The sequence below is a fragment of the Marinobacter sp. ST-43 genome, assembly GCF_030541085.1.
GTDB classification, from domain to species: Bacteria; Pseudomonadota; Gammaproteobacteria; order Pseudomonadales; family Oleiphilaceae; genus Marinobacter; species Marinobacter nauticus.
On record NZ_JASSVO010000001.1, the window covers coordinates 297425 to 310373 of the forward strand.

Consider the following 12949-nt stretch of genomic DNA (forward strand, 5'->3'; position numbering starts at 1 on the left):
TGCTATCTCGTCCTTTTCAGGTTGTAATCAGGGCAGTAGGCTCATTTATTACGTGAATTTTCAGATTCCTGTATATTGCGGAAATGAATAATACACTCTGCTGCTGACGGTGAGGTCTGGCTGCCTATGGACATTTCCCGTGTTGATCTGAACCTGCTTGTGTACCTGGATGTGCTGTTGCGGGAGCGCAATGTAACCAAGGCGGCTAATCACCTTGGCATCACTCAGCCGGCCATGAGTAACGGTTTGCGGAGGCTGCGGGATCTGTTTGGCGATCCCCTGCTGGTGCGAACCAGTGAAGGCATGACGGCCACCGAGCGGGCCAGGGAATTGCAGCCACTGGTTCGCGGGATTCTATCGGATATCGAGCAGGCGGTGCAGGAAAAAACGCCATTTGCGGCCGGTGAGAGCCAGCGGGTGTTCCGGATCATGGCCAGTGATTACGCGGAATCCTGCCTGATGCCACGGGTGTTGCGCCGTATCCGACAGGAAGCACCGCATGTCACGCTGGATGTTCTGACGCCCAGTGATGTCAGTTTTCTGGATGTGGAGCAGGGTCGCCTGGACATGGCGATTAACCGTTTCGACAAGATTCCCCAGTCATTTCATCAGAAAACCCTCTGGACGGAATACTTTGCGTGCCTGATGAACGCCCGGAACCCGATCCTGAAAGAGCCGTTTACACTGGATACCTATCTGGACGCCAGTCATATCTGGGTCAGCAAGACCGGTTTTGGTGTCGGGGTGGGGGTGAATCCGAAGGATGTTCAACGCCTGGGCTGGGTGGACGAGGCACTGGGCAGAATGGGGCGCAAGCGCCAGATTTCCGTGTTTACGCGCCATTATCAGGTGGCGATGCTGCTGGCGGAACAACACGATCTGATCGCCACGCTGCCATCGAGAGCAGCCTGGCTGCAAAAAGATAATCCAAATCTGGTGGTCAAGGTGCCGCCTTTTGAGATTCCGCCCTTTGAACTCAAGATGGCCTGGAGCCCGCTGCTGCAGCACAACTCGGACCATCAGTGGCTGCGCAAACTGATTGTGGAAGTGGCGGAAGAAGTGGATGAGGAATTTGCGCCATTCGGGGCCAGTTTCGAGTCACCTCAGGCGGTTCAGGTGTCCCACTCAGAGCGGTAGTTCGCGTAACTCCAGAGAGGGGCGCGCGGCGTCCCACATTTTCTGGAACGCCTCTTCCATCAGCCGGACCCGCCGGCCGGCGGAAAAATCGGCAAAGCCCTCGGTCTTGTCAAAGCTGTGTCGGTACAACACGCCCTGGCGGTCGACCAGCAGGAAGGGCTGATCCTCCATGGGGTAGTCCTCGTTCACCAGCCGGAGCTCAATGCGGCTGGTGAGCCGGCGCATCAGTTCTACCAGTTGGTGTCGTCGTTGCACTAATGGCTTGTCGTCGTGAATCAACAAACGGACCTCGCTCAGTCGATGGCGACGGGCGAGGGCAGAGACCAATTCCCGCAGGCGATGCCTGTCGTAGAATTCATGGTCCAGAATCCGGTCGTAAAGCCATAGGCGCTGGCCAGCCTGGCCAACCAGGGAATCCATCAGGTTCATGAAGGATGAGGGCTGGTCAAACAGCCAGGATTCCTCATCGGCTCCCAGGATTAACGGGTTGCTGCGTCCTGCACCGGCCCGATGGGCGAGATCCGGTGCCAGACAGCGCATGTCGAGGTGCGGAATGCCGGCATCCTCATAGGGGGTAAGCGAACAGATGTGGAAGCCGCATCGTTGGTAAAAACCAGTGGCATGTTCCTGGGCTGAGAGCCGGAGTTCCTGGTAACGGCCGGCAGACTCGGCGATCAGGTGCCTGAGCAGGGCTTCTCCAACACCTTTGCCCCGGGCTTCCGGTAACACGGCCATGCGGCCGATGTAGCCGGTTTCTTCCAGGGCGGAAAACAGGCGGGCGGTGGCCACGGGTTGGTTGGACGCATCGACGGCAAGATAATGATCAGCAATCTCGTCGGTGTCATCCCACTCAAGCTCTGGCGGCACCTTCTGCCCATCGATAAACACCCGCTGGCGAATCTCGCGAACCGACCCGGGTGCCAGTTGCCAGCTGTATTTTCGAAATCTCAGATCCATGGCTTACTCGAAATAGATCGAGCCCTGGTTGTAGAGGTTAGTTAACAGCCCCAGCAAGGCTTCGTCGCCGGCAAATTCCGCCAGTGTCGCCATATCAATGCGGGAGCGGGCACAGAGCAGGGGGGCCAGCGGACGGGCATCGCCCTTGAGCAGAAACTGTTCGCCATCAACAAACAGGGCGGTCTCATCATTCAGCTCATGGTAAGCGAAGCGGGAGCCTTCGTTCCACCGCAGCTGTTCGCCGGCCCGGATGGCTTCGGCCAGATCATCAGGCTCAGCCGGCTCGTCGGCAGGAACGACTATGTCCATGCTTTTGGGGGCGGTGGCGAACTGCCCGAACCAAAGGGCCAGATTGCGGCGATCACCGAGTTGCTCCCGAATCACAGCGTCGAGACGGTCGACTACATCGGCGCCGATGGTTCCGGGGTTCTCCTGAACCTGAAGATCCGGGTCATCCAGATGTTCAGCCGCTTTTTCCTTCTGGCTCAGGTAGTCGGTAAAGCTGGTCAGTACGTCGTCGACGGTAGGTGCCCGAAAACCCACAGACAGGGTAATGCAGTCGTCTTCCGCCACCCCATGATGGCCAACGCCCGGTGGCAGGTACAGCATGTCACCCGGCGCCAGGGTCACGGTTTCTTCACCGTCCCAACTGCTCAGAATCCGTAAGGGTGTACCCTCTACCCGGGGCGATCTGTGGTCACAGTGTCCGCCGAAGGTCCAGCGTCGGTGGCCCTGGGCCTGCAGCAGAAACACGTCATACATATCGTAGTGGGGCCCAACGCTACCGCCTGTCGGTGCGTAGCTGGCCATGATGTCGTCCAGCCGCCAGTTGGGGATGAACCGGAAGTTGTCGAGCAGATCAGCGATTTCCGGTACCCAGTGGTCCAGGCCCTGGACCAGCAGGGTCCAGTCCTGCTCCGGCAGCTCGCTGAAACGATCGGGAGTGAACGGGCCATTGTGAAGCTGCCAGGGTTTTCCGGCATCGTTCTCGATGACGATGCGGGATTCAACGGCTTCCTCGCAGGCCAGTCCGGCCAGCTCATCCTGGCTGACCGGGCACTGAAAACCGGGAAACGCCTGGCGGATAACCAGTGGCTTTTTCTGCCAGTAGTCGCGCAGAAATTCAGTGGCTGTCAGCCCGCCAAGCATATCCATGGTGTTGCTCCTGCCTAGATGTCTTTGGCCTGGTCGATCGCGTTACCGATGTAGTTGTCCGGGGTCAGGGCGCGCAGTTCGGCCTTCGCCTGTTCCGGGATCTCCAGGGTTTCCACGAAATTCTTGATGACTTCGGGTGTCATAGCCTTGCCGCGGGTCAAGTCCTTGAGCTTTTCGTAGGGTTTCTCGATGTTGTAACGGCGCATCACAGTCTGGATCGGCTCCGCCAGTACTTCCCAGGCGTTGTTCAGGTCTTCGTTCAGACGGGCCGGGTTGATTTCCAGCTTGCCCAGACCTTTGAGGGTCGCTTCGTAGGCAATCAGGCTGTGAGCAAAGCCAACGCCCAGGTTTCGCAATACGGTGGAGTCGGTCAGGTCACGTTGCCAGCGCGAAATCGGTAGCTTGGCTGACAAGTGGCCGAAGAGGGCATTGGCGATGCCGAGATTGCCTTCGGAATTCTCGAAGTCGATCGGGTTCACCTTGTGGGGCATGGTGGAGGATCCGATTTCACCGGCCACGGTCTTCTGCTTGAAGTAGCCCAGCGAGATATAGCCCCAGATATCCCTGTCCAGATCGATCAGAATGGTGTTGAAGCGGGCAATGGCATCGTAAAGCTCGGCGATGTAGTCGTGGGGTTCGATCTGGGTCGTGTACGGGTTCCAGTCGAGGCCGAGGCTCTCAATGAATTCTTCGGCGTTGGCAGCCCAGTCCACGTCCGGGTAGGCAGACAGGTGGGCGTTGTAGTTACCCACCGCACCGTTGATCTTGCCCATGATTTCCACTTCGCGGATCTGCATCAGCTGGCGGCGCAGGCGATAGACCACGTTGGCCAGTTCCTTGCCGACCGTGGTCGGGGAGGCGGTCTGACCGTGGGTGCGGGACAGCATGGGCTGTTCAGCGTGCTCCCGGGCCAGCTCGGCCAGCTTTTCGACCAGGTTTTCCATGGCCGGCAGCAGGCCGTGATCCAGGCCTTCGCGCAGCATCAGACCATGGGACAGGTTGTTGATGTCCTCTGAGGTGCAGGCAAAGTGAACAAATTCGGTCACCGCGTGCAGCTCAGGCACGTCGGCAATTTTTTCTTTGATCAGGTACTCAACCGCTTTGACGTCGTGGTTGGTGGTGCGCTCGATTTCCTTGATTCGCTCAGCATCGGCCAGACTGAACTCGTTGACCATCTTGTCCAGAAACGCATTGGCTTCGGCGGAAAACGCGGGCACTTCGGTAATCGCCGGATGGGCAGCCAGTTTCTGCAACCAGCGGATTTCGACGGTTACCCGGTTACGGATCAGGCCGTATTCACTGAAAATACTGCGAAATACACTGACTTTGCTGCCGTAGCGGCCATCGACCGGAGAAATAGCGGTCAGGGCGGTGAGTTCCATCGAAAACCTCTCAGTTCATCAAAGAAAAAGCGGGACAGGAAAATGAAGCTGCTAATGATACACCAGCCGGCTCGCTGAATCAGCGCAGCAACTCCCGGGCATGGCTGATGACCTTCTTGCGGGTGAAAATGAGTTGCCAGCGGTGGCCGCCACTTTGCCTCCACAGCACGGCAGATCGGATGCCGGCCAGCAACAGGGCCCGTACCTTGTCTGCATTTTCATTACGCTGGAGTATCTGCGGGTTGCCGGTTACCTGAATGCGCAAACGGAAGGTGCTGATGGTGTCGGCATAGATTGAGGCGAGATTGCCCAGAAGGTTGCTGTGACTGTAACCGAAATGGCTGGCGGTATGCCGGGCCTGCTCGATCCTGTTCCCGATAACGTCCAGCATGTCCGGGGAGCGTTTGAGTTTGGCTTCAAGCTGGATCAGGTTGAACACGTACCGCAGGATTTCTACGTCCTGAGGTTGGCCGTGCTGGGCCAGTACCGTTGAAAGTACCGTCAATCCTTCCCGTATGTCAGACAATTCGCCGCCGTAGACATCCAGCGTTGAGGCCGGGTTGGTGGCAAACAATGAGCGAATACAGGTTTCCAGGCTGTCTTCATTGCAGTTGCCGTTATGGGCAATCTGCTGCACCAGGGTCGCAGCCTGACACAGGCCGGCCAGCGCCAGGGTCTGGTCATGCAGGGAGCGGCTCATGTGTCAGATCCTTCACTTGCCAGGCGCTCAAGTCTTGCAGGTAAAGCTTCGTTATCGCGCCAGGTTTGCTCAATAACACCGCCGCCCAGGCACACCTCACCTTGATAGAAAACCACGGATTGACCGGGAGTTACGGCACGCTGGGCGTCGTCGAAGATGACCTTCACGCCACCGTCTATGACGGTAACCTCGCAATCCTGATCCGGTTGGCGATATCGGGTTTTCGCCTTGCAGCGGAACTTCTGTGCCGGAGGTTCGCCGGCAACCCAGTCAACAGGGCCCGAGACCAGTCCCCGCGAAAACAACAGTGGGTGATGCTTGCCCTGGACGGCAATCAATACGTTCCGGTTGAGATCCTTTTCTGCCACATACCAGGGGTCGTCGCCAAACTCCGCAAGACCGCCAATGCCAAGGCCCTGACGTTGCCCTATGGTGTGATACATCAGGCCTTGATGTTTGCCAATCACCGTGCCGTCGGGCGTTTCAATGTTGCCGGGCTGAGCGGGCAGGTACTGTTTCAGAAAATCGGTAAACTTCCGTTCCCCGATAAAACAGATTCCTGTCGAATCTTTTTTATCGTGAGTAACGAACCCTTGCTCTTCAGCAATCCGGCGAACCTCCGGCTTTTCCAGTTCGCCCACCGGAAACAGGGTGCGGGCGATGCGCTGGCCGGAGACGGCATGGAGGAAGTAACTCTGGTCTTTGTTGGGGTCCAGCCCCTTGAGCAACTGGGCCTTGCCGCTACCATCGTTGAGCGGGCGCTGGCGTGTGTAATGGCCGGTCGCGATATAGTCGGCGCCCAGAGTAACGGCGTAATCCAGGAATGCCCGGAATTTTACTTCCTTGTTGCAGAGGATGTCCGGATTGGGGGTTCGGCCGGCACTGTATTCCGACAGAAAATGCTCGAATACCCGGTCCCAGTACTCCGCAGCGAAGCTGGCGGTGTGCAGTTTGATGCCGATGGCGTCGGCAACTGCCTGAGCATCTGCCAGATCGGTCATTGCTGTACAGTATTCGGTCCCGTCGTCCTCGTCCCAGTTTTTCATGAACAGGCCTTCCACCTGGTACCCCTGATCTTTCAGGAGCCAGGCAGCAACGGACGAATCCACGCCGCCGGACATGCCGACGATCACGCGGGTGTGCTCGGGGGATTGGGGCTCAGTATTCTGGGTCATTTCGTCTGGGAACCGGTCAAAAGCGCGAATTTTAACATCATCCGGTGATTACGTCTGTCCATCCACAACCACATCAAGGGGGAATTTGCGTCCGTTTCGGTAATCCTCGATGCACTGGAGCACCAGCGGGCTTCGAAGCTGGTCACCGAGTTCCCGGATTTCCTCCGGCGTCAGCCAGTGTGGGCCGATGATGCCGGTATCCAGCTTGTCGGTGGCGTGCCGGAGGGCTTTGGCGGCATAACAGAACCGGTAGTAGGTGACACCATTGGCGGGGGCCTTGTAGGTGTAGATGCCGAGGAAAAAAACCGGTTCTATCTCCCACCCGGTCTCTTCCATGGTTTCCCGGCGTACGGCATCCAGAATGGCCTCGTTCTCCTCGATATGGCCTGCGGGCTGATTGAAAACCACCTTCCCGCCACTGACTTCCTCAACCAGAAGAAACCGGCCCTGATCGTCTTCAACAACCACCGCCACGGTGGCATGGGGTTTCCAGGTCATGATCGGCGGCGCCTCCTTTTAGGCCTGGCGGATGTGTTCGGGGGTGTATCGGGCAGATTGACCGTAACACTTCGGTATTCGCCCGGCTTCAGGTTATCCAGCGTCCAGTCCCCGATGCGGACCCGGATCAGTCTCAGGGTAGGGTAGCCCACGGCTGCAGTCATTCGGCGCACCTGTCGGTTCTTGCCCTCGGTAATGGTCAGTGCCAGCCAGCTGGTGGGCACATTCTGCCGAAACCGCACCGGAGGATTTCGGGGCCACAGGTCGGGTGTTTCAAGTCGCTCTGCCTTGGCTGGCCGTGTGATCCCGTCTTTCAGCGCTACGCCTTTGCATAGCGCGTGCAGGGCATCGTCTGTGGGCTCACCTTCGACCTGAACCCAGTAAGTCTTGGGCATTTTGTTGGTTGGCGATGCGATACGGTGTTGCAATGCGCCGTGGTCGGTGAGCAGCAAAAGCCCTTCGGAATCGTAATCGAGCCGGCCGGCCGGATAAACGCCGGGTTGGTCAATCCAGTCGGCAAGGGTAGCCCTGGGATGGCTGGCGCGCTCGTCGGTAAACTGACTCAATACGTGAAATGGCTTGTTGAAGAGAATCAGCTTCGCCATGGGTGAAGTCCTGTGCCGGAAATGCGCGAAAGCGCCAAGACTACTGTAATCACCGTTGATTAAAAAGCACGAAGCCTGCCCGCCGGTAAAACCGGCGGGAAAAGGAAAGAAATGCCAGGCTGCCCGGCGTTGGCTGAAGTTCTCAGACAACGCCCGGCATCAGCCGTTTACAGCGCGGGGCGTGTAGCTCTCGTTGCTGTTGCTTGATTGAGCCGCCTGATCCGAGGAATCCGATGCCGTTTTCGGCCCGGATTCTCTGGCCGGAACCTCGTCCGGGACAATGTTGATGGCGTGAACGCCCTTGTCACTTGGCTTCTTGTCGAACGTTACCGTCTGACCGGCCTTGAGGGTTTTGTAGCCATCCATCTGGACTGAGGAGAAATGGGCAAACAGGTCATCGCTGCAGCCATCTTCAATGATGAAGCCGTATCCCTTGGCATTATTGAACCATTTGACTTTGCCTCTTGGCATGATGAACTCCCCTGTTCCTTTGCTGTCACTTTGGGAGGCGCTGACTGCTCCTCTGTTTTGGTGCCCGTGTATGGCGGGCGAGTTCCAGAGGCTTGGCAGGTGCTCCCTTATTATTGGTTTTGTGTGTTGAATTCACAGCGCCCTGGTGGCGCCGGAACTGTTGCCAACAACGTGAAACCGGTATTGGATGTGGCTTTGGGTTACACGCTGAAGCATGAGTTTACATTCTTTAACAATGCACACTACTGTCGGCCAAACCGGCGCCCGAGTCAAGTGCCGGATACTGCGGAACAGGTGGTTCTGGCAGGTCTGGAAGCGGTATCATGTTCGTATTGATAAACAACGCACGCTTGTGGGCAGTGTTGGCTTGAAAATACGCTGCCACGCATCCACATTTAAGTCAGGAACCGAATAACCGGTATATGGAACCATGCGGACAATTGAGAATTCTCTACTAGTATTCAATCAGGGGGAGGATGAACAACCCGGTCGCCATGAGGGGGTCAGTGTTGCGCCGGAGAAGCCTGCCCTGAAGCGCCCGGCGCGTTACCGGGTTGTGCTCCTGAATGATGATTACACACCCATGGATTTTGTGGTGGACGTGCTGATGAAGTTCTTCGCCATGAACGAAGAAAAGGCGACGCAGGTGATGCTGCTCGTCCATACGCAGGGAAAAGCCGTATGTGGGGTATATACCCGAGACATCGCGGAAACAAAGGCAGCACAGGTGAACCAGTATTCCTCGGAATGCGAACATCCGCTCCTTTGCGAGATTGAACGTGCGGACTGACAGACGTTGGGGTGGCCCATGCTGAGTAAAGATCTGGAAATTACGCTGAATACGGCCTTCAAAAATGCGAGGGACAAGCGTCATGAATTCATGACGGTAGAGCATTTGTTGCTGGCCCTTCTCGACAACGAATCGGCAGTGGGTGTCCTGAAAGCCTGTGGTGCAGACCTGAAGCGCCTTGAGGAAGAGCTGGTAGAGTTTGTGGACTCCACCACCCCCCTGATCCCTAGCTCCGACAGTGAGCGCGAAACCCAACCCACTTTGGGGTTCCAGCGGGTACTGCAGAGAGCGGTATTCCATGTGCAGTCGTCTGGCAAGAAGGAGGTAACCGGAGCAAACGTACTGGTAGCCATCTTCAGTGAGCAGGAAAGTCAGGCGGTTTATGTGCTGAAAAAGCAGAATATCGCCCGGATTGACGTGGTTAATTTCGTATCCCACGGTATCTCCCGGGTTCAGGGAGCAGAGGACCAGGAAGGCGCGGATCACGCTGCCCAGGACGAAGCAGCGGAAGAGGGCGGTCATTCCCGTCCGCTGGAGAGCTACGCCACCAACCTCAACGAACAGGCACGGCAGGGTCGTATTGATCCGCTGATTGGCCGTGAGCATGAGGTTGAGCGGGTGGTACAGATTCTGGTTCGCCGCCGCAAGAACAACCCCTTGCTGGTGGGCGAGGCCGGCGTTGGCAAGACAGCCATTGCCGAAGGTCTGGCCAAGCGGATTGTGGACGGGCAGGTGCCGGAGATTATTTCGGATGCCGTCGTCTACTCACTGGATATGGGCGCGTTACTGGCCGGTACCAAGTATCGTGGCGATTTTGAAAAACGCCTCAAAGGTCTGCTGAGTGACCTGAAAAAGCAGAATCATGCCATTCTGTTCATCGATGAGATCCACACCATCATTGGCGCCGGTTCTGCGTCGGGTGGCGTGATGGATGCCTCGAACCTGCTCAAGCCCATGCTCAGTTCAGGCGAACTCCGCTGCATTGGTTCGACCACGTTCCAGGAGTTCCGTGGAATTTTCGAGAAGGACAGTGCACTGGCGCGTCGGTTCCAGAAAATCGATGTCAACGAGCCAAGCGTTGAGGATACCTACCAGATCCTCAAGGGCCTGAAGCCGAGCTTCGAGAAACACCACGACCTCAAGTACACCGACAAGGCCCTGCGGGTGGCTGCAGAACTGGCGGACCGGTACATCACCGACCGGCACCTGCCCGACAAGGCCATTGATGTCATCGATGAAGCCGGTGCGCGGCAGCGGCTGCAGCCGGAAGACAAGCGCAAGAAGACCATCGATGTGACCGACATCGAAGACGTGGTCGCCAATATTGCGCGCATTCCGCCGAAGAATGTCTCTACCAGCGACAAGGATCTGCTGCGCAATCTTGAGCGCGATCTGAAGATGGTGGTGTTCGGTCAGGATCCGGCGATCGAATCCCTGGCAACCGCCATCAAGCTGGCTCGGGCAGGGCTGAAAGCGCCTGAGAAGCCGGAAGGTGCCTTCCTGTTTGCCGGGCCGACCGGTGTCGGTAAAACGGAAGTCACCAAGCAACTGGCGAAGGTGCTGGGCATTGAGCTGGTTCGCTTCGATATGTCGGAGTACATGGAGCGCCATACCGTGTCGCGGTTGATTGGTGCACCTCCCGGCTATGTCGGTTATGACCAGGGCGGCCTGCTGACCGAAGCGGTCAACAAGCACCCGCACTGCGTGTTGCTGCTGGATGAGATCGAGAAGGCGCACCCTGAAGTCTTCAACCTGCTGCTGCAGGTGATGGACCACGGTACCCTGACGGATAACAATGGCCGTAAGGCAGATTTCCGTCACGTGATTCTGGTGATGACCACCAATGCGGGCGCTGAAAGCATGGCCCGCCGCTCCATTGGCTTCAATGAGCAGGATCACAGTACCGACGGTATGGAGGTGATCAGCAAAACCTTCACGCCGGAGTTCCGGAACCGGCTGGATGGCATTATCCAGTTTGCCGATCTGCAGAAGGACACCATCACGCACGTGGTAGACAAGTTCCTCACCGAGCTTCAGGCCCAGCTGGATGAGAAGCATGTGGTGCTTCACGTTGACGATGCGGCCAAGCTCTGGCTGGCGGAAAAAGGCTATGACGTGACCATGGGGGCCCGGCCGATGGCGCGCCTGATTCAGGACAAGATCAAGCGTCCGCTGGCGGAGCAGATCCTGTTCGGCCGGCTATCGGAGCACGGTGGTGATGTGTTCATTCAGCTCAAGGACGACGAGCTGACCTTTGATTATGAGGACGAACCGGCTGAAGCCGTGTGATACAAAAAAGCCCCGCACTTGCGGGGCTTTTCAGATGTCAGCTCGGACCATTAACGGGCACGGTAAACGATGCGGCCCTTGCTGAGGTCGTAGGGAGTCAGCTCAACCTTGACCTTGTCACCAGTCAGAATGCGGATATAGTTCTTGCGCATTTTTCCGGAGATGTGTGCGGTCACAACGTGGCCGTTGGACAGCTCAACGCGGAACATGGTGTTGGGAAGGGTATCGACAATAACGCCTTCCATTTCAATGACATCTGATTTCGCCATTCAGTAGAAACCTCGTTCGGAATACTTTTCGGTGATTTTAAATTGCGCAATTCTGCCTGAATTCTCCACGTTTGGCAAAATTCAGTCGGGCGACATCTTGCGCCAGTGGCCATCCCGCAAGGCCTCGATAGGCTGAAAGCGGGTTTTATAGTTCATTTTCCGGCATTCTTTGATCCAGTAGCCCAGATACAGATGTGGCAGTTCCCGCCGTTTGGCTTCCTCAATCTGCCAGAGCACGGCAAAGGTACCTAGGCTTCGGTGTTCCAGCTCCGGGGCAAAGACGGTGTAGATCGCCGACAGGCCGTCATCCAGCAGGTCGACGGCTGCCAGCCCCACCAGTTCACCATCAAGAGACATTTCCAGAAACCAGGAGTCGGTAGCTCCTTCCACAAGGAACGAGGTAAATTGCTCTCTTGAGGGCGGGTACATGTCACCGTCGCGATGACGTTCCTCTATGTAGTGGGCGTACAAGCGGTAATAGCGTTCGCTGAATGCTGCCGGCACCAGCTTGCAGTCAAGATCGGCATTTTTACGCAGCACCCGGCGTTGATTCCGGTCTGGCTCGAAGTGGTCCACCTGGAGGCGCACCGGAACACAGGCGTTGCAGCTTTCGCAGTGCGGACGGTAGTAATGTGAGCCGCTGCGACGGAAGCCCAGTGCGGTTAACTGGCTGTATAGCTTTTTGTCGATGTGGGCGCGAGGGTCCACAAACATGGTGGTCGCTTCACGGTCTGGCAGGTAACTGCAATCGTGAGGAGGGGTGGCAAAGAAAACGAGCGTTCTGAGATTACTCATTTCACCTCCGGGCAGGGCCATTGCCAGCTGAAGTTCCAGTCTGGCTGGTCCGGTTTCCGATCGACACATGCCCTGAGTATAGATAAAAACTCGGCCCTAGGAATACTGCTCGCACCCATCGTCAGCAGATGGTCGCTCTCCACCTGACAATCCATGAACTGATAGCCCCATTCACCCAACTGATGTGCCAGGTGCACCATCAGAACCTTGGAGGCGTTGGTTTCCAGTGAAAACATGGATTCGCCGAAGAAGCAGCGGCCGATAGCCAGTCCGTACATGCCGCCTGCGAGCTCATTGTTGCGATTCCAGACTTCAATGGAGTGGGCGATGCCACGTCTATGAAGTTCTGTATACGCTGCCATCATTTCGTCGGTTATCCAGGTGCCCTCAGCGCGGGTGTTTGCGCAGAGTCGGATGATGCGGCCGAAACAGTGATCGGTGGTGATACGAAATCGGCGCTGGTTCAGTGTCCGGCGCAGGCTCCGGGAGATGTGGATGTCAGAGGGAAACAGCACGCAACGAGGGTTGGGTGACCACCAGAGAATGGGCTGGTCGTCACTGAACCAGGGGAAAATGCCATTCCGATAGGCCAGAATCAGGCGTTCCGGAGACAGGTCGCCACCCAGGGCAAGCAGTCCATCGGGATCCTCCAGCGCTTCTTCTGCGGGAGGAAACCAGAGTTGATCAGGATCCAGCCAGGGTAGCGACGTCATTCTGCTTCTGAGC

The 12949-nt window shown here is 57.1% G+C and carries 14 protein-coding genes; 3 read left to right on the plus strand and 11 right to left on the minus strand.

The genetic code is table 11. The annotated features are described in order from the left end of the window. Positions 1 to 126: 126 nt before the first annotated feature. A complete protein-coding gene (locus QPL98_RS01395) occupies positions 127 to 1137 on the plus strand; it encodes a LysR family transcriptional regulator (protein ID WP_011785247.1) in 1011 nt (336 codons plus the stop codon). On the opposite strand, the gene QPL98_RS01400 is transcribed toward QPL98_RS01395, so the two are convergent. The 8 genes from QPL98_RS01400 to QPL98_RS01435 all read right to left on the minus strand — a co-directional run bounded on the left by QPL98_RS01400 (position 1126) and on the right by QPL98_RS01435 (position 8080). Then, positions 1126 to 2094: a GNAT family N-acetyltransferase gene (locus QPL98_RS01400; protein ID WP_153741395.1), complete on the minus strand. Its 969-nt coding sequence runs from the start codon at positions 2092 to 2094 to the stop codon at positions 1126 to 1128. The two genes, QPL98_RS01395 and QPL98_RS01400, sit on opposite strands and share 12 nt — an antisense overlap. A 3-nt stretch (positions 2095 to 2097) precedes the next feature. Continuing rightward, complete coding sequence (locus QPL98_RS01405; protein WP_153741394.1) at positions 2098 to 3249, minus strand: cupin domain-containing protein; 1152 nt, start codon at positions 3247 to 3249, stop codon at positions 2098 to 2100. A 14-nt stretch (positions 3250 to 3263) separates the two neighbouring features. Further along, positions 3264 to 4631, minus strand: coding sequence for an adenylosuccinate lyase (gene purB / locus QPL98_RS01410; RefSeq protein ID WP_023009996.1), 1368 nt, complete (start codon positions 4629 to 4631; stop codon positions 3264 to 3266). Between the two features lie 79 nt (positions 4632 to 4710). Beyond that, the gene (gene hflD / locus QPL98_RS01415) at positions 4711 to 5331 is read right to left on the minus strand and encodes a high frequency lysogenization protein HflD (RefSeq protein WP_023009997.1); all 621 of its coding nucleotides are present in this window, start codon (positions 5329 to 5331) and stop codon (positions 4711 to 4713) included. Beyond that, on the minus strand, positions 5328 to 6506 hold the full coding sequence (gene mnmA / locus QPL98_RS01420) for a tRNA 2-thiouridine(34) synthase MnmA (RefSeq protein WP_023009998.1): 1179 nt from the start codon (positions 6504 to 6506) through the stop codon (positions 5328 to 5330). The genes hflD and mnmA overlap by 4 nt, the downstream gene beginning before the upstream one ends. A gap of 48 nt (positions 6507 to 6554) precedes the next feature. Then, complete coding sequence (locus QPL98_RS01425) at positions 6555 to 7004, minus strand: NUDIX hydrolase (protein ID WP_199453963.1); 450 nt, start codon at positions 7002 to 7004, stop codon at positions 6555 to 6557. Then, positions 7001 to 7609 carry an rRNA large subunit pseudouridine synthase E gene (locus QPL98_RS01430; protein ID WP_199453961.1) on the minus strand — a complete coding sequence of 203 codons (609 nt, stop codon included), beginning with the start codon at positions 7607 to 7609 and terminating at the stop codon, positions 7001 to 7003. The genes QPL98_RS01425 and QPL98_RS01430 overlap by 4 nt, the downstream gene beginning before the upstream one ends. A 159-nt stretch (positions 7610 to 7768) precedes the next feature. After that, on the minus strand, positions 7769 to 8080 hold the full coding sequence (locus QPL98_RS01435; protein WP_199453959.1) for a cold shock domain-containing protein: 312 nt from the start codon (positions 8078 to 8080) through the stop codon (positions 7769 to 7771). Positions 8081 to 8510: 430 nt separating this feature from the next. Between QPL98_RS01435 and clpS the strand changes: the two genes are divergently transcribed. Both clpS and clpA read left to right on the plus strand, forming a co-directional pair. Further along, the gene (gene clpS / locus QPL98_RS01440) at positions 8511 to 8870 is read left to right on the plus strand and encodes an ATP-dependent Clp protease adapter ClpS (RefSeq protein ID WP_011785238.1); all 360 of its coding nucleotides are present in this window, start codon (positions 8511 to 8513) and stop codon (positions 8868 to 8870) included. Between the two features lie 18 nt (positions 8871 to 8888). After that, positions 8889 to 11159, plus strand: coding sequence for an ATP-dependent Clp protease ATP-binding subunit ClpA (clpA, locus tag QPL98_RS01445; protein WP_288589012.1), 2271 nt, complete (start codon positions 8889 to 8891; stop codon positions 11157 to 11159). Positions 11160 to 11209: 50 nt separating this feature from the next. Here clpA and infA read toward each other — a convergent pair whose 3' ends face one another. The 3 genes from infA to aat all read right to left on the minus strand — a co-directional run bounded on the left by infA (position 11210) and on the right by aat (position 12936). Further along, the gene (gene infA / locus QPL98_RS01450; protein ID WP_008938619.1) at positions 11210 to 11428 is read right to left on the minus strand and encodes a translation initiation factor IF-1; all 219 of its coding nucleotides are present in this window, start codon (positions 11426 to 11428) and stop codon (positions 11210 to 11212) included. An 81-nt stretch (positions 11429 to 11509) separates the two neighbouring features. Beyond that, positions 11510 to 12223, minus strand: a complete 714-nt coding sequence (locus QPL98_RS01455; protein WP_153740036.1) for an arginyltransferase — start codon at positions 12221 to 12223, stop codon at positions 11510 to 11512. Next, a complete protein-coding gene (gene aat / locus QPL98_RS01460) occupies positions 12220 to 12936 on the minus strand; it encodes a leucyl/phenylalanyl-tRNA--protein transferase (protein WP_153740035.1) in 717 nt (238 codons plus the stop codon). Before aat ends, QPL98_RS01455 begins: the two co-directional genes overlap by 4 nt. Positions 12937 to 12949: the final 13 nt, after the last annotated feature.